Annotated in this window: 20 protein-coding genes; 18 read left to right on the plus strand and 2 right to left on the minus strand. The window is 49.9% G+C overall.

Features of this window, described 5'->3' with window-relative positions:
- The first annotated feature begins 430 nt into the window (after positions 1–430).
- Entirely contained in the window at positions 431–5,227 is a 4,797-nt protein-coding gene (locus KOO62_13050; GenBank protein MBU8934907.1) for an FG-GAP repeat protein, read from the plus strand.
- Between the two features lie 583 nt (positions 5,228–5,810).
- On the opposite strand, the gene KOO62_13055 is transcribed toward KOO62_13050, so the two are convergent.
- Together KOO62_13055 and KOO62_13060 are read right to left on the minus strand one after the other, a co-directional pair.
- Complete coding sequence (locus KOO62_13055) at positions 5,811–6,233, minus strand: DUF433 domain-containing protein (protein MBU8934908.1); 423 nt, start codon at positions 6,231–6,233, stop codon at positions 5,811–5,813.
- A gap of 201 nt (positions 6,234–6,434) precedes the next feature.
- Positions 6,435–7,100 (minus strand): OmpA family protein, encoded by a 666-nt coding sequence (locus KOO62_13060; protein MBU8934909.1) that lies wholly within the window; start codon positions 7,098–7,100, stop codon positions 6,435–6,437.
- 199 nt (positions 7,101–7,299) lie between these two features.
- On the opposite strand from KOO62_13060, the gene mtaB reads away from it, so the two are divergent.
- From mtaB to KOO62_13145, 17 genes are all read left to right on the plus strand, one after another.
- Positions 7,300–8,604 carry a tRNA (N(6)-L-threonylcarbamoyladenosine(37)-C(2))-methylthiotransferase MtaB gene (mtaB, locus tag KOO62_13065; GenBank protein ID MBU8934910.1) on the plus strand — a complete coding sequence of 435 codons (1,305 nt, stop codon included), beginning with the start codon at positions 7,300–7,302 and terminating at the stop codon, positions 8,602–8,604.
- A 224-nt stretch (positions 8,605–8,828) separates the two neighbouring features.
- Positions 8,829–9,572: a hypothetical protein gene (locus KOO62_13070; protein ID MBU8934911.1), complete on the plus strand. Its 744-nt coding sequence runs from the start codon at positions 8,829–8,831 to the stop codon at positions 9,570–9,572.
- Positions 9,573–9,576: 4 nt separating this feature from the next.
- Positions 9,577–11,616: a flagellar hook-length control protein FliK gene (locus KOO62_13075; GenBank protein MBU8934912.1), complete on the plus strand. Its 2,040-nt coding sequence runs from the start codon at positions 9,577–9,579 to the stop codon at positions 11,614–11,616.
- A gap of 9 nt (positions 11,617–11,625) precedes the next feature.
- On the plus strand, positions 11,626–12,333 hold the full coding sequence (locus tag KOO62_13080) for a flagellar hook assembly protein FlgD (protein ID MBU8934913.1): 708 nt from the start codon (positions 11,626–11,628) through the stop codon (positions 12,331–12,333).
- 36 nt (positions 12,334–12,369) lie between these two features.
- A complete protein-coding gene (locus KOO62_13085; GenBank protein ID MBU8934914.1) occupies positions 12,370–12,771 on the plus strand; it encodes a hypothetical protein in 402 nt (133 codons plus the stop codon).
- Between the two features lie 105 nt (positions 12,772–12,876).
- A complete protein-coding gene (locus KOO62_13090; GenBank protein ID MBU8934915.1) occupies positions 12,877–14,838 on the plus strand; it encodes a flagellar hook-basal body complex protein in 1,962 nt (653 codons plus the stop codon).
- Positions 14,839–15,069: 231 nt separating this feature from the next.
- Positions 15,070–15,684, plus strand: a complete 615-nt coding sequence (locus tag KOO62_13095; protein MBU8934916.1) for a flagellar basal body-associated FliL family protein — start codon at positions 15,070–15,072, stop codon at positions 15,682–15,684.
- Positions 15,685–15,695: 11 nt separating this feature from the next.
- Positions 15,696–16,706: a flagellar motor switch protein FliM gene (gene fliM / locus KOO62_13100; protein ID MBU8934917.1), complete on the plus strand. Its 1,011-nt coding sequence runs from the start codon at positions 15,696–15,698 to the stop codon at positions 16,704–16,706.
- A complete protein-coding gene (gene fliN / locus KOO62_13105) occupies positions 16,696–17,334 on the plus strand; it encodes a flagellar motor switch protein FliN (GenBank protein ID MBU8934918.1) in 639 nt (212 codons plus the stop codon). Before fliM ends, fliN begins: the two co-directional genes overlap by 11 nt.
- Complete coding sequence (locus KOO62_13110; GenBank protein ID MBU8934919.1) at positions 17,321–17,890, plus strand: flagellar biosynthetic protein FliO; 570 nt, start codon at positions 17,321–17,323, stop codon at positions 17,888–17,890. Before fliN ends, KOO62_13110 begins: the two co-directional genes overlap by 14 nt.
- Positions 17,891–17,974: 84 nt before the next feature.
- The gene (gene fliP, locus KOO62_13115) at positions 17,975–18,727 is read left to right on the plus strand and encodes a flagellar type III secretion system pore protein FliP (GenBank protein MBU8934920.1); all 753 of its coding nucleotides are present in this window, start codon (positions 17,975–17,977) and stop codon (positions 18,725–18,727) included.
- 14 nt (positions 18,728–18,741) lie between these two features.
- Entirely contained in the window at positions 18,742–19,011 is a 270-nt protein-coding gene (gene fliQ, locus KOO62_13120) for a flagellar biosynthesis protein FliQ (GenBank protein MBU8934921.1), read from the plus strand.
- Between the two features lie 213 nt (positions 19,012–19,224).
- Complete coding sequence (gene fliR, locus KOO62_13125; protein MBU8934922.1) at positions 19,225–20,013, plus strand: flagellar biosynthetic protein FliR; 789 nt, start codon at positions 19,225–19,227, stop codon at positions 20,011–20,013.
- Between the two features lie 5 nt (positions 20,014–20,018).
- Entirely contained in the window at positions 20,019–21,089 is a 1,071-nt protein-coding gene (gene flhB / locus KOO62_13130; GenBank protein MBU8934923.1) for a flagellar biosynthesis protein FlhB, read from the plus strand.
- 1 nt (position 21,090) lies between these two features.
- The gene (gene flhA / locus KOO62_13135; GenBank protein MBU8934924.1) at positions 21,091–23,178 is read left to right on the plus strand and encodes a flagellar biosynthesis protein FlhA; all 2,088 of its coding nucleotides are present in this window, start codon (positions 21,091–21,093) and stop codon (positions 23,176–23,178) included.
- Positions 23,168–24,364 (plus strand): 50S ribosome-binding GTPase, encoded by a 1,197-nt coding sequence (locus KOO62_13140; protein ID MBU8934925.1) that lies wholly within the window; start codon positions 23,168–23,170, stop codon positions 24,362–24,364. Before flhA ends, KOO62_13140 begins: the two co-directional genes overlap by 11 nt.
- A complete protein-coding gene (locus KOO62_13145) occupies positions 24,357–25,226 on the plus strand; it encodes a P-loop NTPase (GenBank protein ID MBU8934926.1) in 870 nt (289 codons plus the stop codon). The genes KOO62_13140 and KOO62_13145 overlap by 8 nt, the downstream gene beginning before the upstream one ends.

A 25,226-nucleotide genomic window follows, 5' to 3' on the forward strand; every position in this document is an offset into this window, starting at 1 on the left:
GAGCAATCTACACGGCCACTTCTCACACAGAGGAGTGGCCGTTTTCTTTCCGGGGGGCATATCATAGTTACACAAAGCACGTGACTCCTTAATAATAAAGGACGGAGTACCCCCCTTGGCGATCTGGCCAGATAACACGATAACGTCTCGCGAACATTGACATTCGTATCGCTATTTGCTATACTACGCCGTAGCAGGATGGCGATACAGTCTTACGTGTCACCGATCTGGAATGACAACTTTAGTTTGGAGTGTCTTCGATGAAACCTCACCGCATCCTTGACTCGGAACCTCACTTCAATACCTCTATGCTTTGGGGGTGAATCATGAAACGGATCGCTGCTGCATTCGTTGCGCTCGGCGTCAGCTGTATTGATCAAGGCTACAGATTAAACCAAGATAATGACAAAATTGTATTAAGGGGAGTAAGATGAAAAAGTCTCTTGTGCTTCTAATGGTGTGTGCGTCGGTTGCTATTCTATGGTCACCAGCCCAAGCCGATTCGACTACAGTAACATTCGGGGAACCTTCGCCCGCTGCGTTCATTTTCGATGAGGAGATGTCTGGATTGTCCAGTGAATCCGACGGTATAATGGCGCAATCCGAGGGAACGGCGGACTTCTATTATGACCTCCAGGCGAGAACCGCCAGTGGGATGGTCATAATCGGGGATGATACTTGGGACGGTTTCGGACAAAGCTTAGCCACCGGAGACTTGAATGGCGATGGCTATGATGACTTGATTGTGAGTGCAGATTATGCCGATGGTATTTCCAATGGATCGCCAAGATCGGGTGAGGTCTATGTATTCTATGGGAACGGGAGTTATGCTGGTGACACGTTGTTGGCATCAGAAGCGGACGCAATTATCTACGGAGTGGATGCAAACGATGTCTTCGGAACAGCTCTTGCCTGTGGTGATGTTAACAATGATGGATTAGCCGATATTGTCATTGGCGCATGTTGGGGCGATGGGCTCAATAACAGTACTTCAGGCACTGGAGAAGCATATATTGTCTTTGGTAAAACTACTCTACTGACTACTATGAGTGCCTCAACGGCCGACGTCATCATATATGGTTCAACATCCAGTTACGGAGTTTCAAGTAACCAACTAGGGAACGCTGTCAGTATTGGCGATATAAATGGTGATAATATTGGTGACGTCATCATGAATGCTCCGGGGGAAGATAACCTCGCTTTGGGCATCATTGATTGCGGGGCATACTACGTAATCTACGGCTCATCGACCTGGCCGGACGCCATAAATCTGTCTTCACATTATGATGTGAGGGCTTTGGGTGAAGCTACCGACGATTGTTTTGGCTGGTTATCTGGAACCAAATATCGCTACTTGAATTGCCTGAGTTCGGGAGACATAAACTGCGATGGATCTGATGATCTATTGCTTGGATTTTCAGGTGGAGACGGACCGCTTGACAATATTGCAGAAGCTGGAGAAATAAGAATTGTATATGGTTCTCCATCGCTTCCCTCGGATATAGATTTATCAACCAGCACTGATGTTATAATCTATGGTGATGACGCTGAAGACAAACTATGTGTTTCCAGGGCCGTCGACGTAAACAACAATGGGTGCAGCGATATTTTAGTGGGCGTTCCATATGCTGATGGCAGGTACGATGATTCATTTAACGCGGGTGAATTCTGGGTAATTCACAACTCAGGGAGCCTGCCCGACACGATTTTGGAATCGCTGGTGGATATGGCTATCTATGGGCGGGACACCCGGGATCACTTGGGGTGGTCGTTCTTTGCCGGTGACCATGAAAACAACGGAACGAACTCGTTGATGATCGGAGTGCCGGGGGGTGATGGACCAGCCAACTCAAGAGATCGTTGCGGCGAGATTGCTCTTTTCAAGCGCTCCGACATGTTACCGGCCATCGTTGATCTTGCCACCGAAAAGAGTGATGCCATAATCTTTGGATCAGTGATTCAGGATTTTTTGGGGGTGCATGAGATTGTTCTCTCGAATTTTGACGGTGACGGTCTTCCTGAAATAATCGGAGCAGCCACTTGGGCTAACTTCGACGGTAAGGAGGAGGTTGGAAAGGTCTTTGTCATGCAGGGCAGTTCTTTCTTCCTTAACCCACCTACTGTTGAATTCACCGAACCTGGATCTGACGACCTTTGGTCGATTGGTGATTCAAGACCAATCAGTTGGGAATTGTCAGGTGGTCTTCCTGATAAGATCGAGATCTTTGTATCAAGAGATGGAGGGTCCAGTTGGCCATCAGAACCAATCGCTAGCTTCAGCCATGTTTTCCCTCTCTCCTGGAATTGGACAGTCACCGGACCTGAGACAGACAATTGCCAATTCAAAGTGGTTGCATCAAATTCGTCGGGATCAGGAACAGCGTGGTCAGAATGGGTCCGAATAAAACCAGTGATTAGTTACGGTACAACAGTTATAACTCATGGATACATACTTGATTTCATAAACAGTAATGACTTGGATGAAGGTGCTGGTTGGACAATATCTATGGCCAATGCGATCATAGAAAGGCTCGGCCATGGAATAATCTATAGAGTGGTAGACGGCAGAATCATGCCGGTCGAGTTAGGTGAGAACCGATTGGATGCTGAGGGGAATGGGGAGAAAGTTATCGTCTTTGACTGGATGGAGGAGTCCGATCGTCCTTTTTTTGGTCTAGCGGAGGCAGCGGCCGATGTTTTGTTTGCCTGTTTGATAGATGGAGTCGATAATTTCTTAACTGAGCCTTATTGGTCTTTAGAGCAACTCCATTTTATCGGGCATAGCCGTGGGGCAGTTATTAATAGTGAAGTAATTCAAAGGCTAGGTTACTATCAAAATAAAGGTGAATTGCCTGTATTTGTAGATGAAGATATTCATATGACAACATTAGACCCACACCCTGCTGATGATGATGATTTTGATTGTATCGGAGACCCGATAAATCCACAAGACAATGATGTGAATTTAGGTATTGATGAGTTAACTCCTGAAACTGTTGTTGGTAGGGGAGTTGTCGCATGGAAGAATGTTATATATGCTGATAATTACAGACAAGGAATGTGTCCAGATATTGATATCTATTTAAATGGGCTGTCAGAGTATCCTGGTATAGGTTATAAGGCAGATTTAACAGGGGGATTAACATTAAATTATCCAGCTACTTATAGTGGAGCTGGCATAGTAGGTCATCATTCAGCGGTACATGCTTGGTATCATGGAACAATAGATACTCATACTGACATCGAAATAGATGGTGCTATTACAATTCTTGAACCTAATATTTGGTATCCTGGTGATTTGCGGTCATCTATTGGCTTTAATATAAATCAATCTTATCCTGGAAGTAATTTGGACTGGTATAAAGTCACAAATGGAATTGAGATTGCAGAAGACAACAATCTAAGAGTAGATAAAATATTCAATGGTGATTTCTCAATGACGGAAGGTAGCGATTCAAAATTACCAGGATGGAGTTTTCAAGGTGGTGGTGGAGATGGAAACATTCATGAAGAAGATAAGAAGTATTACTTAGAATTAGAGCGTGGCGATACTTATAAGAGACATAATACTTTATATATACCTAATAATGCAATTTCAATTGAATTTTGGGCTAGAGTACAAAATAGTGGTGGTGGTGACCTACTAGAAGTTACTTTGACCGGGGATCTGAGTAACCATGTCTATATCTTTTCCTTAGAAGACAAAACCTCTTGCGCTGGGGAATATTGGCGAGTAGACATCCCAGTTCTATTAAGAGGAACTTCACAAACAATTGAATTTAAAGTAGATGATCCAGACTGGGGATGGGTTGACTCAAGAATCTGGATTGATAATATTGAATTCGACTTTGATAATGAAAGTTCGTTAATATTTACTAAGTGTTCTCCAGTCGATTTAATAATTACAGATCCTAATGGTAATATTCTAAGTAACTCAATTATCGAAATTGAAAATTCAATTTATGAATCTTATGAGATTTCACCTGGGGATTCAATCGCAGTGCTTAAAATAAAAAATCCGATTGATCAAGGATTGTATAAAATAGAAGTGGTACCATGGGCAAATGCAAACCCAGACGACCATTATTCTATAACTGCCTACTTTGGAGAAGATACAATAGTATATGCTGATAATGAACCAATCTCAAGTATCCCACCTAATGGTTATTTATATTCAACACTTGATACTGGTTCGGTAAATGGAACTATCGGAGCAGGCGGTACCGGATTATTGGGTGTAACAGTTGGACTGTATGATTCAACTGGTGAGTTTGTGTCATCAATGACATCAAATGATTCAGGTTATTATCAATTTGCTGGGTTAAATAATGGAATTTATACGGTTTCAATTGTTACTCCATTGGGTTATCAAGCTGTATCTGAATCGCAGGAAATTAAAGTTCGAGGATTACCTCATGAAGTTAATTTTGAGCTAACTCAACTTGAAATCCCTCTTGCTCAGCGTGGCCGAGGATATTGGATGCACCAGGTGAATGCATTGCTTTCTGGGAAGGGGAATCCACAAGAAGCAATGGGTGATATGTGTGATTACATGGAACTGATCCGCACACATTTCAACGAACATGGGCTTAACCAAATCAATGTCTTCCAAGTGGTTTTCACTGATGAATGCGATCAGCGTTTGGAAGCTCTTAGAACGACTATTTCACCAAAAGCGAAAGCAACCATGAACGAGAAGGCAAGAGCTCACCTGACAGCTCTTTTGCTTAATATGGTCTCGGGCAAAATAGCTCAGTGGCATCCTGTTAGTGAGGATTCCCTCACACTCTCCCAGGCGATCACATATTGCAACAGCTTAATCACAGACAGCTATCCGGAAAATGATGAGATGGCCAAGGATATCGCTGAAATGATCAATGAGGGGCAAACAATACCTGCAAGTTGGATTGATCCACTTACTCCCGACATTACCTATAAGCAGGGATTAGAATCAAGCCTACCGACAGTCTATACACTTTCTCAGAACTACCCCAACCCGTTCAACCCTGTAACTGAGATTACATTTACTCTTCCTCAGGCGTCGAGGGTTAGACTCGAAGTTTTCAATATGCTCGGGCAGGAGGTATCTACTATCTATGACGGTGGCCTTAAGGCGGGAGTCCATTCATTTACATGGGACGGCTCATCGGTGGCGAGCGGTGTCTACTTCTATAGGCTTACCGCGGGCAACTTTGTCGAGACGAAGAAGATGGTGCTGATCAAATAAGCGACAGTAACAGTTCCGTAAAATAGACAACGGCCATTTCTTACACAGAGGAGTGGCCGTTCTCTTGGCTCCTGTATGACTATCTTGTCAGAGTCAATGGGCACAGACGATTTCTAATACCTGTTCTATAACCGCCAGATCAGAACACCTGGGTCGGGGTAAACCGGGTATGCACGACATTCCATCCTCTGTCGCTGATAATGGTAACTTGAACATTTGTCTCAAGTCCGTGTATATAACTGTCCACGTTTTGTTGAATTGTGACGAAATTGTGACACAACCCACTCAAAACCCGTCAAAAGTTATCAAAACAGAGCAAGATACAGCAATGACGTATGTTTGTGCTACTCAGCGTATTACGGCGTAAATGGCTGCACTACAAAACATTGACAAATGGACCCCTATTGATTCCGGGGTTCAAGTCCCTGCACCGCTATTATTTCTTCAAACTTTTCATTGACAACCACTTACAAACATCATGCCTTAGTGCATGCGGTATCCCACCCTTAGTGACTTGAGACGACATAGGTTCGAGCAAGTGAGGAAGCACTCTTTACAAACTTACCTCAAGAACGGATGAAGGTCATCTCCGACCGATCAATCCCAGATGTACGAGCCGCGAGCGAACAGCGCCCGGCTGGCGTTTCAAGGCTTTTGACATGTCCTCAAAGGGAAGCCTGCTCTTGAACAACGAGGCTAACTCATTGTCCTCGTTTGGCTCCCATTTCTCGTAAGCCCGAGGGTATTCCTTACGAATTTCCGCCAGGTTCACAATTCGGCTATTGTTCGCCCGGAGTATAATGGCCCCGTTAATCTCAATAATGTCCTCTGCCTTCACATGCTGGGCGATCAGGTCAGCGGCGAATTTCGCCGAAGCCATAATGTCACTGATCGTTAACTTGGGATGACGTTCCACAATCTGATGAAATGCGAAGCCCTGGGCAATATCCTCCAACACTCGGGTAACTGTGATTCCGGTATCTCTAATGGCAATACTGTGTTCCACTTCAACCTCCATGTAGGTTCGTTAGCCTTCACACAGCATATTCAAGGCGACTGACAGGGTCTGTCAGTAAAAGTGGACCGTTGTCGGAGTAAATCGAATAATGAAAAAAATGGCAGGAGCGATAACTCCTGCCATTACAATGTTGATCTGGTTCTAGGTAAATCGATCTATGATTCCAGGACCATGAATCCGATTGGGTAATTATCCCTCAGTTTTCTTCTCTGCCACACCCTTCAGCTTGTCGTTGGCAAAGATCGCGATCTCGACCCGGCGGTTTGCCTGTCTTCCCTCCTGAGTATCGTTAGACATGATTGGTTGATCCTCACCATAACCCATCATACGGAAGCGGCCCGACATTACTCCCAGCCCGGCCATATAGTTGGCTACCGACTGCGCACGGCGAAGTGAAAGGTCCAGGTTATGATCCTCACTACCGGTGGCATCGGTGTGGCCCTCCACCAATACTTCAGTATCCTCGTACTTGTTGAGAATTGTCGCCAGATTGGCTAGATTATTTCTGGCCACCTGTCTCAGGCCGGAAGCATCGATATCAAATAGAATCCCAGAATCAAAAGTAATCTTGATGCCTTCGCCAACACGCTCGACAGTTGCTCCTTCCAGGTCGCGTTCGATTTCCTCAGCCTGCTTATCCATGTAATTACCGATATATGCGCCAGCCGCACCACCGATAACTGCTCCAAGGATAGCCCCAACTGCTGTATTACCGGCCTTGTCGCCGATTACGCCCCCGATTACCGCCCCAGTACCTGCTCCAATTGCAGCACCCTGGTTCTTCTTGCTCCAGCCACAGCCCAAGATGCTGACTAACAATAGAGCCACAAGTGCGAAAACTGTTACTCTCTTCATTTTTCAAATCTCCCGTATTTGTATGTTATTTCGTTCACCAAACTTATTTATATCTTACTATTGTCGACTTCGTTCTGTTTAAGAATACAGAATTACGAACAAAAATCATCAACAAAACGCTGTTGCTCCGTCATCTTTCCCGGGATCTAGTCCAACTTTTCTCAGCACACTGACCGGCGATTAACTATATTATCAGGTTATGAGTACACGCGCACACAAGACAGTCCGGCTTAAAACGGTCGGTTGCCGATTGAACCAATATGAGACAGAAAAAATTGGTGCCAGTTTGTTTGCCTGCGGATTCCACCGAGCTGCCCCGTATGAACCGGTCGACCTGACACTAATCAACACTTGTACAGTCACGCATCGGGCCGATTCCGACTGCCGCTACCTCATTCGCCGCGCCCACCGTGATAATCCAGCGGGCTACATTGTAGTGGTTGGCTGTTACGTCGAACATGAACGGGAGCGATTGGCCGCTATGGACGGAGTGAATGCTCTCATTGATAACAGTGAAAAAGACAACATTATATCTATTCTTCAAAAGAGGCTTCCAGACCTGTTTGCCGGAATCTCGGAGAAAGGGGATGATGCGGCTGCTCCTGAGACTCACCACCGCAATCGCGCCTGGATAAAGATTTCAGATGGTTGCAACCAAAAATGTACTTTCTGTCTGGTGACAAAAGTGCGAGGACCACTGGTCAATCGGCAAGCCGATGAGATTGTTGATGAAATCGGGGGGGTTGCTGGGCAGGGTTTCCGAGAAATCGTGCTTACCGGAGTCAATATCGGATACTACCGGGATAGAAACCGAAAACCAATGGTAGGCGATCTCGCTTCGCTCTGCCGACTTATTATTGACCACTCTGATTCTGTCCGCCTGCGATTGTCATCAATCGAACCCCAAGCTGTGACAGACGATCTCTTGACGCTGCTGGCCAACTCTGACGGGAGAATGTGCCGTCATCTGCATTTGCCGCTTCAGTCGGGATCTGATAGGATTCTCAAACTGATGCGGCGTCCATATAATGAGGCAAAATTCATTGATCGCGTCTCAGCCATCCGACAGGCATCGCCTAGCACTCTGATCGGAGCCGATGTCATCGTTGGTTTTCCCGGCGAAACCGAAGAGGATTTTGATCGCACCCGCAACCTGTGCGAGTCCGGCATGATCGACTATCTACATGTCTTCAGCTATAGTGACCGTCCGGGCACAGTCGCCGTTGAACTGCCCGACAAAGTGAAGCCAGAGACGATTCGCAACCGTAGCCTTGTTCTGAGCGAAATATCTGACCGGAATCTGGCCAGGGCAAGACAACGCCATACGGGCCGGATATTGGAAGTTATCTCCGAGCACAAAGCAGGTGGCGACGGCAATCATTTCGCTGTATCTGACAACTACCTGCGAGTCAAACTTCCGCCCGGAGTCGAAACGGGGCGGGAACTAGTGCGGGTGAAGATACGCGATGTGCGAGAAGACTATTTGGAATGTGACTTGATCTGATAGAAGCACGCCAGTCACTCTACTGCTCCAGCCGGCATTAGCGACCCCGTTTTTCCATCTCCACTCGGAAAAGATTTCAATATATCGCGCTTCAGCGATATACATCAGCCCTACCCTCACTACACAAACATCACTGTACCATCACGTTACGACGATCTCAGAGAATGCGGCACGGACCTTGCTCAAGGGGACTGTGGAATAATAGCTCTACACGGAGTAAACAAGTGTCGGAATCTGAAGAGAAAAAAGACCAAGCCCAGCCGTCGGACGTTACGGAAGAAACCGCCGCACCGAAGAAGAGTGGACTGATCAAGTACCTTATCATTGGTGTAGGGGCTGTGGTGCTGGTGGCAGGTAGCGTTATTGTAGCCATGATGTTTCTTGGTGGCGAGCAGGCTCAGGACCCGGAAAACGCCGAGCCGGATTCACGCGCTGAAGCCCAGGCCAATTCGAATGCAAAGCCAGGGGAAGACGATGAAGAGGCGATGTTTGATAGTCTCTTTGATGGTGAGTTCGACCCAGATGTGCTGGCCCAAATCACAGAGAACCTGGCTGCACTTGACTGGGAACCCGATGCTGGCGAAATGGATGAAGAGAAAATCGTCATGTCAGTCGAGGACTCGATTGAGGCTGTCAACTGGCTGGAACAGGAAAAGAGTAAACTTAAAAAACTCCAGGCCGATCTGGATTCCCGTCAAAAGGAACTCAGTCGCCTTGATCGCGAAGTAACCAGCAAGATAGTTCGTATAGAACAAGCGGAATCAATGCGGGTTAATTCCCTGGCTAAACTCTATGATGGAATGGACGCCCGTGCGGTGGCGCGACTGATGGCCAATCTTGACGACGAGACCGTCGTGTCGCTCCTCCCACGCATGAAAGCAAAAAACGCATCGGCGGTACTGCAACTGTTGCCCTCCAAACGCGCAGCCAAATTGTCCAAACAGATGATCACAATCGCCGGAAAATAGTGAAATGAATACGACCGACGTCAACATCTTAAACATCCTCCTCGGTGGCAATCAGCTGCTCGGTGGCAACCAACTGCTCGGTGGCAACCAGTTGCTCGGCGGCAACCAGTTGCTCGGCGGCAATCAGCTACTCGGTGACAATCAGCTGCTCGACAACGCGACCGGAACCGGATCGCCTCTGTTGGGCTTGCTTGGTGAAGATGCACCGCTGGCGGCTACACTGCTCGCAACAACACCGCTTGATGTTACGCCACTTGTGGGTAGATTTGACGTCGTATTGGATCAACTCCTATCTCCGCAAACAGAGACAAAGAAGACATTCGATCTCGCTGGCCTCACTTCTGAGAGTCCTGACGGTGAGATCAAGGCGGCTTCTGTCGCATCAATTAAGAACCTTTCTCCTGCGTTGTCACCAGACTTAGCCAACGAACTGGACATAGCTCGGCCCGCTGAGGTTCCGAGCAGTCAGATTGATATTCGTCCCCAGGAAAATGTTTCGATTGACTTGCTCGTCCCTACTGAAGAATCGACTGGTAGCAAAGATACCATCCCCAACTTGGTGGATATCGTCTCCAATCCCCGGAATATGATCCAACATCCCGGGAACATGATCCCGAACTCGGGCGATATCATCTCCAATTCCGAGGATATGATCCAACATTCCGGGAATATGATCCCGAACTCGGGCAATATCGTCTCCAATTCCGAGGATATGATCCAACATTCCGGGAATATGATCCCGAACTCGGACGATATCATTTCCAATTCAGGCGATATCATCCAGACTCTTCCCGGTGTTGGGGCCGAAAGTGCTGGCGTCGCCATTGAACAAAATGAACCATTCAGGGTTCTTCCAAAATCAGCCGTGACTCTACCCGAACTGACCAAGCTGAACCTCGGCGGTGATGAATCACAACTCCCGTCCGGAAAATATCAGGTACGGAGTTGGTTCACTGAAGGCCAGACGTTGCATCTTGATGTGGCACAACCCAAGCAACCCGACTCGACGGTACGCATCTCGATCCCGCTTGAAAAATTAACAGGTCTGAATACCGTTGCGTCGTCAGTCTCCAATGAAAATCAACCTCGCGTAGTCCTTAAGGGATCAGGCCAACCTAGCTTAACTAATCTACTGTCCCAGTATGATATCAAGGAAGTACACCTTGCACCCACCCATGAGTCATCCGAAAAACCGGTTATCCCTACGGGTGAACGAGAGATAAATATCAAGATTATTGCGCAGAATACGGGGCAGGAACTGGTCATTAAAGCCAACCTGCCCCGATATGCGCTCCGTAAAATTGATACGACTGGTAAGGATGACAACCGGCTGATGTCTGCCAAAGCGGAACAGTCTGAAACGAATGCCATCATTCCGAATCGAGTTGGATTGGTTGCAAGACCGGTCGAGATGACCACCCGTCCAGTATTGCCAGGTAATCATGGTCTCCCCCACGAACTATTGAAGTCTGACAAGTTTCTGACGGGCGACACAGCCAACACACTGTCATCGACAATCGGCGGACAGGCTGATGAGTCTTCGGATATTCTGCCGTTATTCACGCGCACGTCTACTGAACTGACTCTGCCCCGCGAGAAGGTTGATCTTCAGCCGGTCAGGTTTGTTCTCCCTGAGAACTTGCAGTCGAAAATGAAACCAAACGGTCAGTCAATACGACTGCTCATTGAGCCACACAACCTCGGGCCGGCCAAACTGAGCCTGCACCTTCACAACAATCGGCTGCGAGCCGTCGTGGTCGTTGACACTACCCAGGCTAAGATGGCGGTTGAGGGATCGCTTGATCGCCTCCTCACCGCTTTGGATAAAGCTGACGTTCAGGTCGACCGTATTGATGTCAATGTCGATAGCCGGGACACCCGTGAGCAGCTGTTCAGACAGCAACATCGGGCGGCACCGGGGTCGCGCTCCGGACGACCGTTCTCGATTGAAGATGAACTGGAAAACGTAGCAGAGCAGAATTCGATAATGCCTCCACCCGAACCTTCATACGTCGGCTCAGGCGGAGTTAACCTGCTGGCTTAGGAGAATGATATGACACAAGTTACACCAACCACAGCAGGTATATTCCCGGGAGCAACCAGTTCTCAGACTGCCACTAGCGTCGACCAGCTTGGTAAGGATGATTTCCTTAAGCTGATGATCGCCCAGATGCAAAACCAGGACCCGCTCAATCCAATGGAAGACGCAGACTTCATCGCCCAATTGGCGCAGTTCTCATCATTGGAGCAGATGTCCAATATCGCCACCGGAATCGCCGAATCGAACCAGTGGGATTTCCTCCAGATGCAGTCGATCAATAACGTCATGGCGGCTGGAATAATCGGCAAGGAAGTCCAGGCCAACTACGACGGCGTGTATTTCGACGGCTCAAGCTCACCGAAGATATCCTTCACCAGCGATCAATATGCGGACGAGTTGCAGATTGTCATTACAGGCGCCAACGGTGAAGTGGTGGCAACCCTCAGCGAATCCGGGGTAAGTCCCGGTAAACACACGTACGAATGGGATGGTCGCGATGAAGCCGGTAACCGCGTTGCGTCCGGCCAATATAACGTCCAGGTAGTCGGCACCTCGGCCACTGGGGATACTTTCCGGCCGTCCATGAAACTGACCGGCTTGGTGGAAGCGGTAACTTATCGTGACGGAACGGCCTATTTCCGAGTTGATGGTGTGGACATACCGTTCGGGGACGTGGCCACAATTGGCCAGGAAGGGTCCTTCGGAGAAGGTGGACAATAAACTGACCGACATGGATGTGTCGTTGGAGAAGTAACTATGGAAACCAGTCAGCCAATTCAGATTTCGCATTACCAGCGCCCGGTTGATCTAATTGAGATTGCCAAGCGCGGTAAGTCACCAGCCGCCCCCGAATCCGGAGAAACCTCATTTAAGGAGATGTTCTCCAGTGAACTTGCCGACTCCCGGCAGTTGTCATTTTCGAAGCATGCCCGGCAGCGACTGTTCTCGCGAGGAATCGAACTTTCGGAAGATAGCCTGGCTCGTGTTGGCGATGCTGTTGATCGAGCCAGTTCAAAAGGTTCCAAAGAGACGCTGGTGTTAATCGATGACGCTGCTCTGGTCATTTCAGTCGAGAACCGAACTGTGATTACTGCTTTTGACCGCGAAAACCTTCGAGACGGTATTGTCACCTCGATTGACTCAGCCGTTGTGTTATGAAAATGAGAGAAGAATGAAAACGATAGTAAACAATCAACCCAACAGGGAGCTGGACTCCATCTTGATGGAGAGGCTCTGCTGTCTATGCATGGAGGTAAATGCATCATGATGGCATCTCTTTTTGCCGGTGTATCCGGACTGAAAAACCACCAGGTGAAGATGAACGTGATTGGTAACAACATTGCCAACATCAACACCATTGGCTTCAAAGGAAGTCGCGTCACATTCCAGGAGGCTCTCGTGCAGACTTCGCGCGGAGCCGGCCGACCCTCAAACTTAAATGGTGGTACCAACCCGATCCAGCTCGGACTCGGGATGGAAGTTGGCGCTATTGACACCCTGTTCACTCAGGGCGGTCTCGAAACAACGGGGCAGATTACCGACCTGGCAATCCAGGGTTCGGGTTTCTTTGTCCTGGGCGACGCCAACGATAACAAGTATTACACTCGCGCCGGAGCGTTCGGCTTTGACGCCAACGCCACATTCGTAGATCCGGCTACCGGCCTCTTCGTACAAGGTAAGATGGCTGACGCCTCTGGAGAAATTCCTTCTCTAGCAACCACAGGCAGGATAGTTTTGCCATTCGGTCAGCAGGACCCAGCCAAAGAGACTGAATTGATCATGTTTTCGAGTAATCTGGATAACTCCGCCACGACCTCGATAGCCTCTCTGGATAATACCGATGGCTCATCTGTCACGCTCGTGACTGGAACAGCAACTGACGGTGTCGGTGGAATACACAGTGTTGTAATCACCGGCGCACAGGCCACCCAGGATACATTCACGAGCGCATCTGCCGGCGCTCTGGTGGCGAATCAGACTCTGGGGTCATACGGCGTTACCAACTTTGATAACTTCGAGATTTCAGTGGATGGTGGCGACCCAGAGATCATCTCCGGTCTAATCACTGACACTACCATCAGTGAACTAGTGACCAGAATCAACCAGGTTAATGGCATTTCGGCCACTTTAACGGGTGGTAATATAGTCATCAACCGCGACTATGCTGGTGACCACGGGTCATACTCCTTTGAAACCTCGGCCTCTCTCGTGGACGATGACGTTCTGGACATCATTATGCTTGGCGATCCAGCTCTTCATGATCCGACCGCCACTGTGGCTTCCTCCGGAGGTTTAGCCACAACTATGATCGCCATTGACACCTTCACCCCGAGCAAAGGTTCTGGAGAGGCGAGCATTGATGTGGTCACCAATCTGGGATTGGAATTTGATCAGACCGATGGCATGGTAACTGGCCTGACCGGACTGGGTGGCGGCGGCGTGGCCATATCCAGTGGAACTGGCACCATTACAGCCACTGCACCAGGCGAGTCACTGCTTATCAACACGGCTCCGACAATACACACTACGTCGATCAGCGTTTTCGATTCCCAGGGTGGCAAACACACTTTGTCGATGGAGTTCTTCAAGTCAACGGTAACCAACCGTTGGGAATGGACTGCGTCGGTGTTGGGAGATGCTACTGTCCAGACCGGTGGCACCGGATTCGTCCAATTCAACTCGGATGGTTCACTCAACTCATTTGATTACAATGCTGGTGCCGATGGCCTGACTATTAATCCGAATAATGGAGCCGAATCAATAAACCTGAACTTCAATGCTGGCACTGTCTACGGTTTCGATGGTCTTACCGGTTTCTCTACCGGTCAGCACACCGCCGCCATGACCCAGCAGGATGGCTACGGTGTCGGAATGCTCGACAAGATCTCTATCGATCAGGCGGGTACTATCTCGGGTATTTTCTCCAACGGTGTCACCCGTGTACTGGCTCAGATCATTATGGCTGATTTCTTCAACCAGGCTGGCCTTCGCAAGGCAGGCAAATCGATGTACCAGGAGTCAGCCAACTCTGGTGCCGCGGTTGAGGGCATTGCCGGAGAGACCATCGCCGCCGACATCTCGTCGGGAGCGCTCGAGTCGTCCTCGGTGGATATCGCGGAAGAATTTACAGGAATGATTACAGCCCAGCGTGGTTTCCAGGCCAACGCCCGTATCATTACTACTTCCGATACCCTGTTGGATGAACTGGTGAACATTAAGAGGTAATAATCATGACGGAAACAGCCCGGTTGACATGCACAGCGTCTCCAAGACCAACGATTCCAGACGGGACCGTTGAATCAACCTCCCGCATAGTGTCCTCGCTGACACTCGGGAGAGGGAATGTCGCACGGGGACGGACAGATTGTGTATGCAATCGGGCTGCGTCTGTCGACAAAGGAACCCTGCTCGGATCGATTGGCCCGGCCAGGTTTGTAAAAGCACTGGGAGCAGAAAATGGCCGATGAAGACAAAACAATTGTGGAAGCCGGCGACGGTGACACTCAGATACCTGAGGAAGGGCAGCCTAAGAAGAGCGGCGGCAACAAGCTGATTCTGTTCGGTGGAATCGGCGTGGGAGCCATTGTGATTGGAATAGTTCTGGCTCTATTTGTCATCAAGCCGATGATGGCCTCAGACCCGGATGCTGAAGGCAACGATGAAGCCACTGAGGAAGTAGCCAAGGCCGATGATGGGCACGGTGAGAAAAAGAGTGACGGTCACAAGAAGCCGAAGAAGTCTTCACACGGCGATGGAGCAGATTCAGAAGTCAGCGAAATGTACTCGATAAGTGACATAGTAGTCAACCCGGCCGGTACTGGCGGATCACGATACCTTTCGGTTTCATTCAGTTTTGACCTGGAATCACCTGAGGTTCACGCCGCCTTTGATGCCCGGGAACCAGCTATACGCGATGCCTTGATCACGATTCTCTCCTCAAAAACGGTGGCGCAATTGACAGATGCCAAGCAGAAGGAAATCGTTCGTTATCAAATCAAGAAGCGCATTTCCAAACTGCTGAGGACCGATGAATTGGCCGCAGTGTATTATACGGATTTCGTCTTACAGTAAAGGCTTGAATTGTGGCAAAGATTCTTTCACAGGATGAGATTGATGCTCTATTGACGACAGTGTCGTCAGGCGAACAGGAAATCGAAGAGCAATCCAATGACGATGAACGATTACGGTCGGTTGTCGCCTATGACTTCAAGCATCCCAACCGTGTTTCCAAGGATCAGATCCGGACTTTGGAGAACATGCATGACAACTTTGCCGGCCACTATGGGTCTTCCCTGTCGACCATCATGCGCACCATCGTGGACGTAGACCTGCTGTCAGTGGACCAGATAACTTACGCCGAGTTTATAATGTCGTTGGTCTCTCCGTCGTGCACCTATACTTTTGCGGCTCCCCCTTTGGATGCTGTCGCTCTAGTCGATTTCAATCCAACGCTTACGTTTGCCTTCGTTGATCGTATGTTTGGTGGCAACGGCAAGATACTGGAGACGGAACGAGAACTGACCCCGATCGAACGCACCGTAATCGGTCGACTGGCCAACAAACTCTATGGCGACCTGGAGCGATCCTGGGAGAATATTGTCAAAATCAAGTGTGAACAGAAGAACTTTGAAACCAACCCACAGTTTATTCAGATCGTTCCTCCAGGTGAGACAGTTGTGGTCGTGTCTTTTCAGATTAAGTTGTTCCAGTCTACGGGATTATTGACAGTCTGCTATCCCTACGTCGCGATTGAACCGATAATCACCAAATTGTCAGCCCAAAACTGGATCGACGCCACCAAAAAGCGGAACCTTGAGACTGACCAGGAAGTCAACTGTGAAAATCTTGGTTTGGTGGATGCGGATGTGTCGGCCATCCTGCTGGAGACGTCGTTGAAGATGCGCCATTTCCTGCAGTTGAAAGTTGGCGATATCATTCCCACCGAGAAGTTAATCACAGAACCTATGGACGTTACGGTGAACAAACAGAAGAAGTATCTGGCCCACCCGGGACTGTCCGGTAAGAAACGAGCCTTACAAATAACGGATGTGTGCGATATCCCTCTGGAGAAGGAAATAGAAAATGTCGGATGAGGAAAAGGCAGAATCTCAGGAAGAGCTTGAAGCCTCCGAAAACGTAGAAGAGCAGGATCAGTCCGCCGAAGACTCTCCCCCGCCAGAAGTGGGCTCGGAAGAGCCGGTAGCTGATCTCGACAAACCCGAACCTGTACCGGACCCTCTGGGTGAGGCCGAAGAAGCAGCGGCGGACGATGCCAAGATCGTTAACGAAGACGACGCCTCGGAGGATGATGCCGAGGCGGCCATGATGGCCATGCTGGAGGACCTGCCGTCCGAGAACGAAGGTGCGGCACCAGAGGATATTGACTTTGGTGCGGCCGATGTCTCCAAGGCGGAGTTCCAGCATTTGTCCGAACCGGCCGCCAAGCCAGAACCGAGGAATATCGATCTCCTAATGGACGTCAACCTACCGGTATCGATTGAACTGGGACACACCAAGATGTCGATTTCCGATATTCTTTCACTTGGTCCCGGATCGATCGTGGAACTCAACAAACTCGCTGGAGAGCCGGTTGATGTTCTGGTCAATTACAAGATCGTGGCCAAGGGTGAGGTTGTCGTAATCGATGAGAACTTCGGTGTCCGCATTACTCAGCTAATGACACCGGAAGAAAGGCTGAAACTGCTCAGTGACGAACAGTAAGCCAAATAAACGTTCGATAATTGCGATTATCGTAATCCTGGTGGTTGCCATCGGTGTCCTGCTGACTGTTAACACTGATCCGGTCACGGCCGATCAAAATGCTGCGACCGGTAACGACCAGGCGAACACTACCGAGACCATGACCTCGACCCTGACTAATTCGGCGTTACCCTCGCTGTTACGCATGGTCAGTGCATTGGTGATTGTCATTGCCTGCATCTATGGCGGCATCTTTCTGTTACGACGTCTCATGGGCCAACGCCACGGCAGGCAGGGCCAATCAAACATTCTGGAAGTGCTGGAAACAACTTCAGTAGCCCCCAAGAAGACGGTGTCACTGATTCGCGTGGCAGGTAAATCGGTTTTGGTGGGCATCACCGAAACCGGGATGTCAGTCCTGACCGAACTAAGCCCAGAGGAGACGGCAGCAATTCTGGACCCGGTGGAGGATCTTTCCTCTCCCCAACCGGACTTCGCAAACACTCTGGGTAATGCCTGGAATCGGCTTCGTCGGACGACGCCCGCCCAGGAAACGAAGGCGGCTCTTGAGGGTTAGCAGTCGCTTTAACCGGTGTGCCAGGATGGTACGCCAACCGTGTGCGATATGGATATCGCGTACGAAAACTTGATATAGGATGTTATGACCAAAACGGCGACGATTATCGTCATTAGTCTGCTCGCGCTGATGATCCTTTCGGCCGATGTTTCGGCCCAGACCATCCCCAAGGTCTCGATTGAGGTCGGTGAGGTGGAAAACGGATCCGATCTTTCCGCTACGTTGCAGATAATCATTCTGCTGACGGTCCTGGCGCTCGCGCCATCGATCCTCATCATGGTGACATCGTTTATTCGTTTCATCATCGTGATGTCGTTTCTACGTAATGCGATGGGGATTCACCAGATGCCACCCAATCAACTGCTGGTCGGGCTGGCTCTCATCCTGACATTTTTTGTCATGTCGCCGGTTGTTAACAAATCGTACGATGAAGGCATCAAGCCTTACCTCGATGAGCAAATCGACTCCGACGAAGCCTTTGATAAGGCAGTCAAACCATTCCGCGAATTCATGTTGTCTCAGACACGCGAAAAGGATTTGGCCCTGTTCGTCGATATCGCCAAACTCGACCAACCCGAAAATGCCGATGACATCCCTCTCCAGGTTCTGGTGCCGGGGTTTGTTATTTCAGAATTGCGGACAGCCTTTCAGATTGCCTTTGTGTTGTTCATGCCCTTCCTGGTGATCGATATGGTCGTGGCATCCATACTCATGTCGATGGGCATGATGATGCTACCCCCGATCATTGTCTCATTGCCATTCAAGATTCTGCTGTTTGTGCTGGTTGACGGCTGGTATCTGCTGGTCAAATCTCTGGTACAATCGTTCAAGATGTGAAAGGTGATTCCGGTATGACTCCAGAATTGGTTGTTGCCATAGGACGTGAAGCTCTCACCGTAACGCTACTGATCGCAGGCCCCATGCTGGCGGCGGCTCTGGTCGTAGGACTACTTATTTCACTTTTTCAAGCAGTAACACAGATCAACGAAATGACCCTCACGTTCGTTCCCAAGATCATTGCCATCGGAGTAGCCATGTTGATTTCTCTGCCCTGGATGATCAATCTGGCGATCGATTTCACTAATCACATGTTCGACATGATCCCCGGCCTGGCCGGATGAAATTTAGACCCTTTTTCAAGCTCTCCTGAACTTTTTTCCACCACCGGTGGCAACAATTTCCACAGCACCGATGCTCAGACTACCCCCCTCATTTAACCCCCATCTTAACTACCTACATTACAACAAGATACAGTCACTTCTATACGCGTTTCAGTCTGGCACAGGTTTTGATTAGTAAATAGTTGATTAACCTGAATTGCGGACACGAAAACCTTGTTTGACTTCGTCAATTACGGATCTGAGACTCTACTGACTTTCCTGCTGGTGTTGCTGAGAGCATCCGGTTTGATAATCATGGCACCAGTATTCAGTCACAATTCAGTTCCCAAGATGGTCCGGGTAGGATTACTAATAATCCTGGCCGGTATCATTGTTTCGGCGATCAAACATCCGGTTATACCTGAGATCTTCTCGCTGTGGCAACTGGCCGGATTGGTTGCCAAGGAGATTTTGGTCGGATTCGTAATCGGCTTAACCTTCAGATTTCTCTTCATGGGACTTAAGACCGGCGGTGCCATACTCGGTTATCAGCTCGGTCTGGCGATGGTAAGTCTTCCCGATGTCGATGCTTCCGGACAAGTTTCGATCATCGCCCGTTATTGGGTACTACTGGCCACGCTGATCTTCCTGGCCATAGACGGTCATCACGCGGTCATTTCCTCACTGGTAGACAGCTATCGAGCTATACCGGTAGGTCAAGTGTCCTTGGATATTTCTGTGGGCGAGATGATTCTACGCTACAGCGTGTACGTCTTCGTAATCGCTATCAAGGTCGCTGCTCCTATTCTGGTCACGTTGTTCCTGGTCGATATGTCCCTGGGCTGTGTTTCCAAGATGATCCCAAGCATGAACATATTCTTCATTGGTTTCCCGATCAAGATGGGTGTCGGACTGGCCGTAGTGGGTTTGTCACTGCCGCTGTTTGCTCACCTCGTGCAGGGCTTCGTCGGCGCGCTTGATGGTGAACTCGACGTTCTTTTCGCTACCTGGGGTGAGGTGTAGGCGCAATGGCTGAACAGGGATTCCAGGAAAGAACAGAAAAAGCGACGCAACAGCGCCGGAAAAAGGCGCGTGATCGTGGGCAAGTTGCCAAATCAATGGAGTTGAATTCGGCAGCTATGATCTGCCTTGGCTTCCTGACCATATATGCCGTCGGCCCGTACCTGGCTGGGCATACCCAAGATATGATGCGCTACACGATGGCCAACGCTCCGATGCTGGCCGCAGCCGATCCGACTTTCTACAAGATGTTCGGCGATAACCTGATGAAGTTCCTTCTGATTATGGCACCCATCTTCGTGATTTTCTCGGTCATAGCTTTTGGCGCGAACGTTGCCCAGATAGGCTTCAAAATCACACCCAAGGCGATGGAGCCTAAGTGGGAGAAGCTTAACGTCCTCAAAGGCATCAAGCGATTGTTTAGTCTCAAGTCACTGGTTCAGCTAATCCGCGACTCACTCAAAATGGGCGTTGTCGGGTTCGTTGCTTACAAGGTTATCAGCAGTGAGTTCGTCGGGTTCTTCAAACTGTCCGATATGACGGTTGCACAGGTTGCGGCCACTATGGGAACATTGGCCATGGAATTGGCTCTCAAGGTTGGGGCCGTGATTTTGGCAATCGCCATCCTCGATTTCATCTACCAGAGATACGAATTCGAGAAGTCGATCAAGATGAGCAAGCAAGACCTCAAGGATGAGCACAAACAGACCGAGGGTTCACCTCAGAACAAATCCCGTATGCGCCAGGCGCAAATGCAATTGGCCCGCTCTCGGATGATGCAGGCCGTACCGCTGGCCGATGTGGTCGTAACCAACCCGACCCACTACGCGGTAGCCATCAAATACGAGCCGGACAAATCCAACGCCCCTTATGTGTTGGCTAAAGGACAGCGTCTGATTGCCCAGCAAATCAAAGCCGTCGCCCTGGAACACGATATCCCGATCGTCGAAGACAAACCTCTGGCACGGGCACTCTTCAAAATGTGCGAAGTTGGACAATCGATCCCCGCCACTCTCTATCGAGCTGTTGCCGAATTGCTGGCCTATGTCTATCGCCTCAATGGAAAGGTTATGAGCTGACATGGCAGCACCGACCAAAAACAAAAGTCTGATTGAGGCCATTATGGCCCGCTCCGACATCGCTCTTGCATTGGGCGTGGTGGGCATAATCGGCGTGTTGGTGATCCCGATTCCTACAGCTCTGCTTGATTTTGCTCTGACTTTCAATATCACTTTCTCACTCATCGTCCTCTTGACGACTTTGTATGTAACGCGTCCGCTCGACCTGTCAGTGTTTCCCGGAATGTTGCTGATGGTTACCCTGATGCGGTTGGCTCTCAACGTTGCCTCTACCCGGCTCATCCTCGGTCAGGCGTACGCCGGTGAAGTCATTAGCTCCTTTGGTGATTTCGTGGTTCAGGGAAATTATGTAGTCGGGTTCATCGTCTTCATCATCCTTGTGATAATCCAGTTTGTGGTCATCACGAAGGGTGCCGGTCGGATATCGGAGGTGGCCGCCCGGTTCACCCTGGATGCTATGCCGGGCAAACAGATGGCTATTGATGCCGACCTCAATGCCGGTATTCTATCCGAGCAGGACGCCAAACAGCGCCGTCAGGACATTGCACGCGAAGCAGACTTCTACGGAGCAATGGACGGTGCGTCCAAGTTTGTGCGCGGTGACGCTATCGCCGGCATTCTAATCACCCTGGTCAACATCATCGGCGGCTTTATCATCGGTGTTGCCCAGAATGATATGACTATCTCGGACTCTATGCGCACCTACTCGCTGCTCTCGATTGGTGACGGCCTGGTGACACAGATTCCTGCCCTCCTGGTTTCAACAGCCTCCGGTATTATCGTGACCCGGGCTGCAGCGACAGCCAATATGGGCCAGGATCTCGTCGAACAACTCACCAATCAACCGCGCGCCATCATGGTCGCGGCCGGGGTGCTGATCATTTTTGGTATGCTCCCGGGTATGCCCACCATGACCTTCATGATCTTAGGCGCTCTCGCCGGTGGTATCTCCTACATGACCAAAGAAGTTCGAGCCAAAAAAGAGATCACTGCGAAAGAAGAAGAAAAGAGACGTAGCGAACAGGAGCAGATGCCTGAGGAGCGCGCTGAAGACCTCCTGAAAATAGACGCTCTCGGCCTGGAGATCGGTTACGGCCTGATACCGTTGGTTGACCCGAATCAGAAGGGTGATCTGCTGGATCGAATTGCCTCTATGCGTAAGCAACTGGCCGGAGAACTTGGCATTGTCGTTCCGCCCGTGCGTATCCGTGACAACGTAGCCCTCAAACCCAACGAGTATAGCATCAAAGTCAAGGGAATCAATATCGCCTCGTTCGAGCTGATGACCGACCACGTCCTGGCCATTAATCCAGGCTACATCGAGGAGCACCTGGAAGGATTTGAGACACGTGATCCGGCTTTTGGCCTGTCGGCAACATGGATACTACCAACCATGCGTGAGGTTGCCGAGGCAAAGAACTTCACCGTCGTCGAACCGAGTGCGGTTCTGGCTACTCATTTGACTGAGGCTGTCCGTCAGGCTGCAGCGGAAATACTCAGCCGCCAGGATGTTCAACACCTCGTTGACACCCTCAAGGAAGACAGTCCGGCACTGGTCGAATCAGTCATACCGGAATCGGTCTCCCTGGGGCTTTTACAGAAGATACTTCAGGGCTTACTCAACGAACGGTTACCGATACGCGACCTGGCCACGATCCTTGAGACAATCTCGGATTATATCGGTGCTACTCAGGAGGCGGATGTCCTTGGCGAATATGTACGCATGTCCCTGAAGCGGCAGATCAGCGAACTCTATCGCGACCGGGAGGGAAAGATAAATGTATTTACACTCGATCCGTCGATTGAGCAAACGCTGGCAGAATCGGTTCAGAATACCAAGCAGGGTCTCATGCTGGCCGTTGATCCAGCCATGGCGGAGGTGCTGTTGATTAATATGGGACAACAGATTGAGGCCATGCAAAATGCCGGGTTAACGCCGGTCTGCCTCTGTTCACCAAATATCAGATTAGCTTTGCGACGGCTGGCCGAGGCCAAGTACTCCAGTCTGGCAGTCGTGTCATACAATGAAATTCGACCGGAAGTGGAAGTCGTATCGATCGGAATGGTGAGGTTGAATAATGATAATTAAGTCCTTTACGGGAGAATCCACCAGGGAAGTTATGAAACTGGTGCGTAGCGAAATGGGCGGCGATGCAGTCGTCCTGAAAACGCGACAATTAAAAGACAAAAATGGCGCAGCGAGGGTTGAGATCACGGCCTGCATGGAACGCCATACTGTGTCACAGGCGGCTACCATTCTCCACGATCGTCCGGAGAAGGTTAAAAACAGGCTACCCGCTGAAGTAATTGTCCAAGAAGCCTCTCCCCTGTCACTGGTAGTGCCGAACTCTGCTCCGATTGAAGAGGAGGGCAACGAAATGGATATCAGCGCTCCTGAAATCAGTGAAACACCAGTAATGGTCAGTCCTTCCACCCCGGATATCATGGAGCGACTGAGTTCACTGGAACAGAAGCTGGAACAGCTTATACATCTGAATCTGGTTTCTCCCGGCGGCCCAACTCTGGCACGGAGATTCCTACCGATCGCCTCCATTCTCAAAGGAGCCGATCTTCCCCCTGATTTTGTCGCGGATTTCTTCATCTCTTGCTGTGACAAGTACGACGAATCAGAAGATCTGATGGAGTACACCCACCGTGAACTCGTTGACACTCTGGCCGGGATGATGACACCGTCGATCTCCTTTGCCCCGGGAGATCGGGTAATGTTCTTCGGTCATCCGGGAGTAGGCAAGTCATCGGTAATGGGCAAACTAGCCGCACAACTGGTGACGCATGAAAAACAAAAAGTCAAACTGGCTGGTCTTGATTTCCAGAAAGTAGCCGCCTACGATGAACTGGCCATCTATGCTGACTTGCTCAATCTCGAAATCACTTCGGCGACCGAAGACGACGACGAAGCTGTGATTCTAATCGATACACCAGCCGTTCCCGGCGATCAACAGAAGCAGATCGCTCTGAAGAAAATGGTTACAGAGGCCGAGGCAACGCACCGTATTGCTGTCCTCTCAGCCCTGATGCGCACATCCGATCTTACGAACCTGGCCAATCAGCTTGAATCTTTTGCGCCAACCCACATCGCCGTCACGATGCTGGATATGACACACCGTTGGGGTGTGATCGTAGCGGCTGCACGGGCATTGCAAGTGCCGATCGTCTTCCTTTGCGAAAACCCAGGGGGGGTCGGGACCATCAAAGCACCCGATCCAGACCGTCTGGCGCGAACCCTTTTAGGCGAGGAAATCAGTCATGAATAGACTCAAGTTCGACCGCCAGGGTGAAAACCCGGAGCGCTGGTTGGGTGCCAGGGTGGTGTCCATAATTTCCGGCAAGGGCGGCGTTGGTAAATCGGTCCTGGCCTATAATCTGGCCGAGCGGATGGTCGCTTCTGGTATCCTGGTATTGCTGGTCGATGCCGACTTCTGTTGCGGTAACCTGCATATTCTAGCCAACCAGGCCTGTGAACATGGGATCTCGGAGTTCATAGAGGATCAGCTCCCGCTGGACCGGGCCAGAACCGTTGTGGCAGATAACCTTCACCTGTTGGCCTCACCTCAGGTCGGCATGAATAAACACTTAGCCGATCCCGAAACGGCCTCCCACCTGCTGACTCGTTTGCAACGCGAAGGCTCCGCCTACGATGTCATCCTGATAGATCACAGTTCCGGTATCTCGGAAGCGGCAGTGGCAATGGTTCAAGGCTCGAATCTCAACCTGATTACTGTCGTGCCGGAACTTACCTCGATTTCTGACGGGTACGGTTTGTACAAGCACCTCCTGGAAACCGGTGGCGCGGATCAAAGTCGCCTTTTGGTCAACCGCGTAATTGCTACCGAAGAAGCCGATAACGTACGCAATAAGTTTGGTGCCCTCACGGGCAGATTCCTGGGGCATCCTTTGGAATGTCTCGGATCAATACCCGAAGATGTATCCGTTCGCAACGCTATCGCATCTCAGGTAGCCGTAGCGCAACACAACCCTGACTGCAAAGCAACGAAAGCATTATCTACGCTGGCTCGGACAGTAGTCCGCGAACTGTTCAAAGATCGGATTCCGACCGGATCAGCACAAACAGAGAAGATTAACATCGAAGCGGCCATGGCCGATATAAAGGGATAG

This window comes from Candidatus Zixiibacteriota bacterium (assembly GCA_019038695.1).
In the GTDB taxonomy this organism is placed as follows: domain Bacteria; phylum Zixibacteria; class MSB-5A5; order GN15; family FEB-12; genus B120-G9.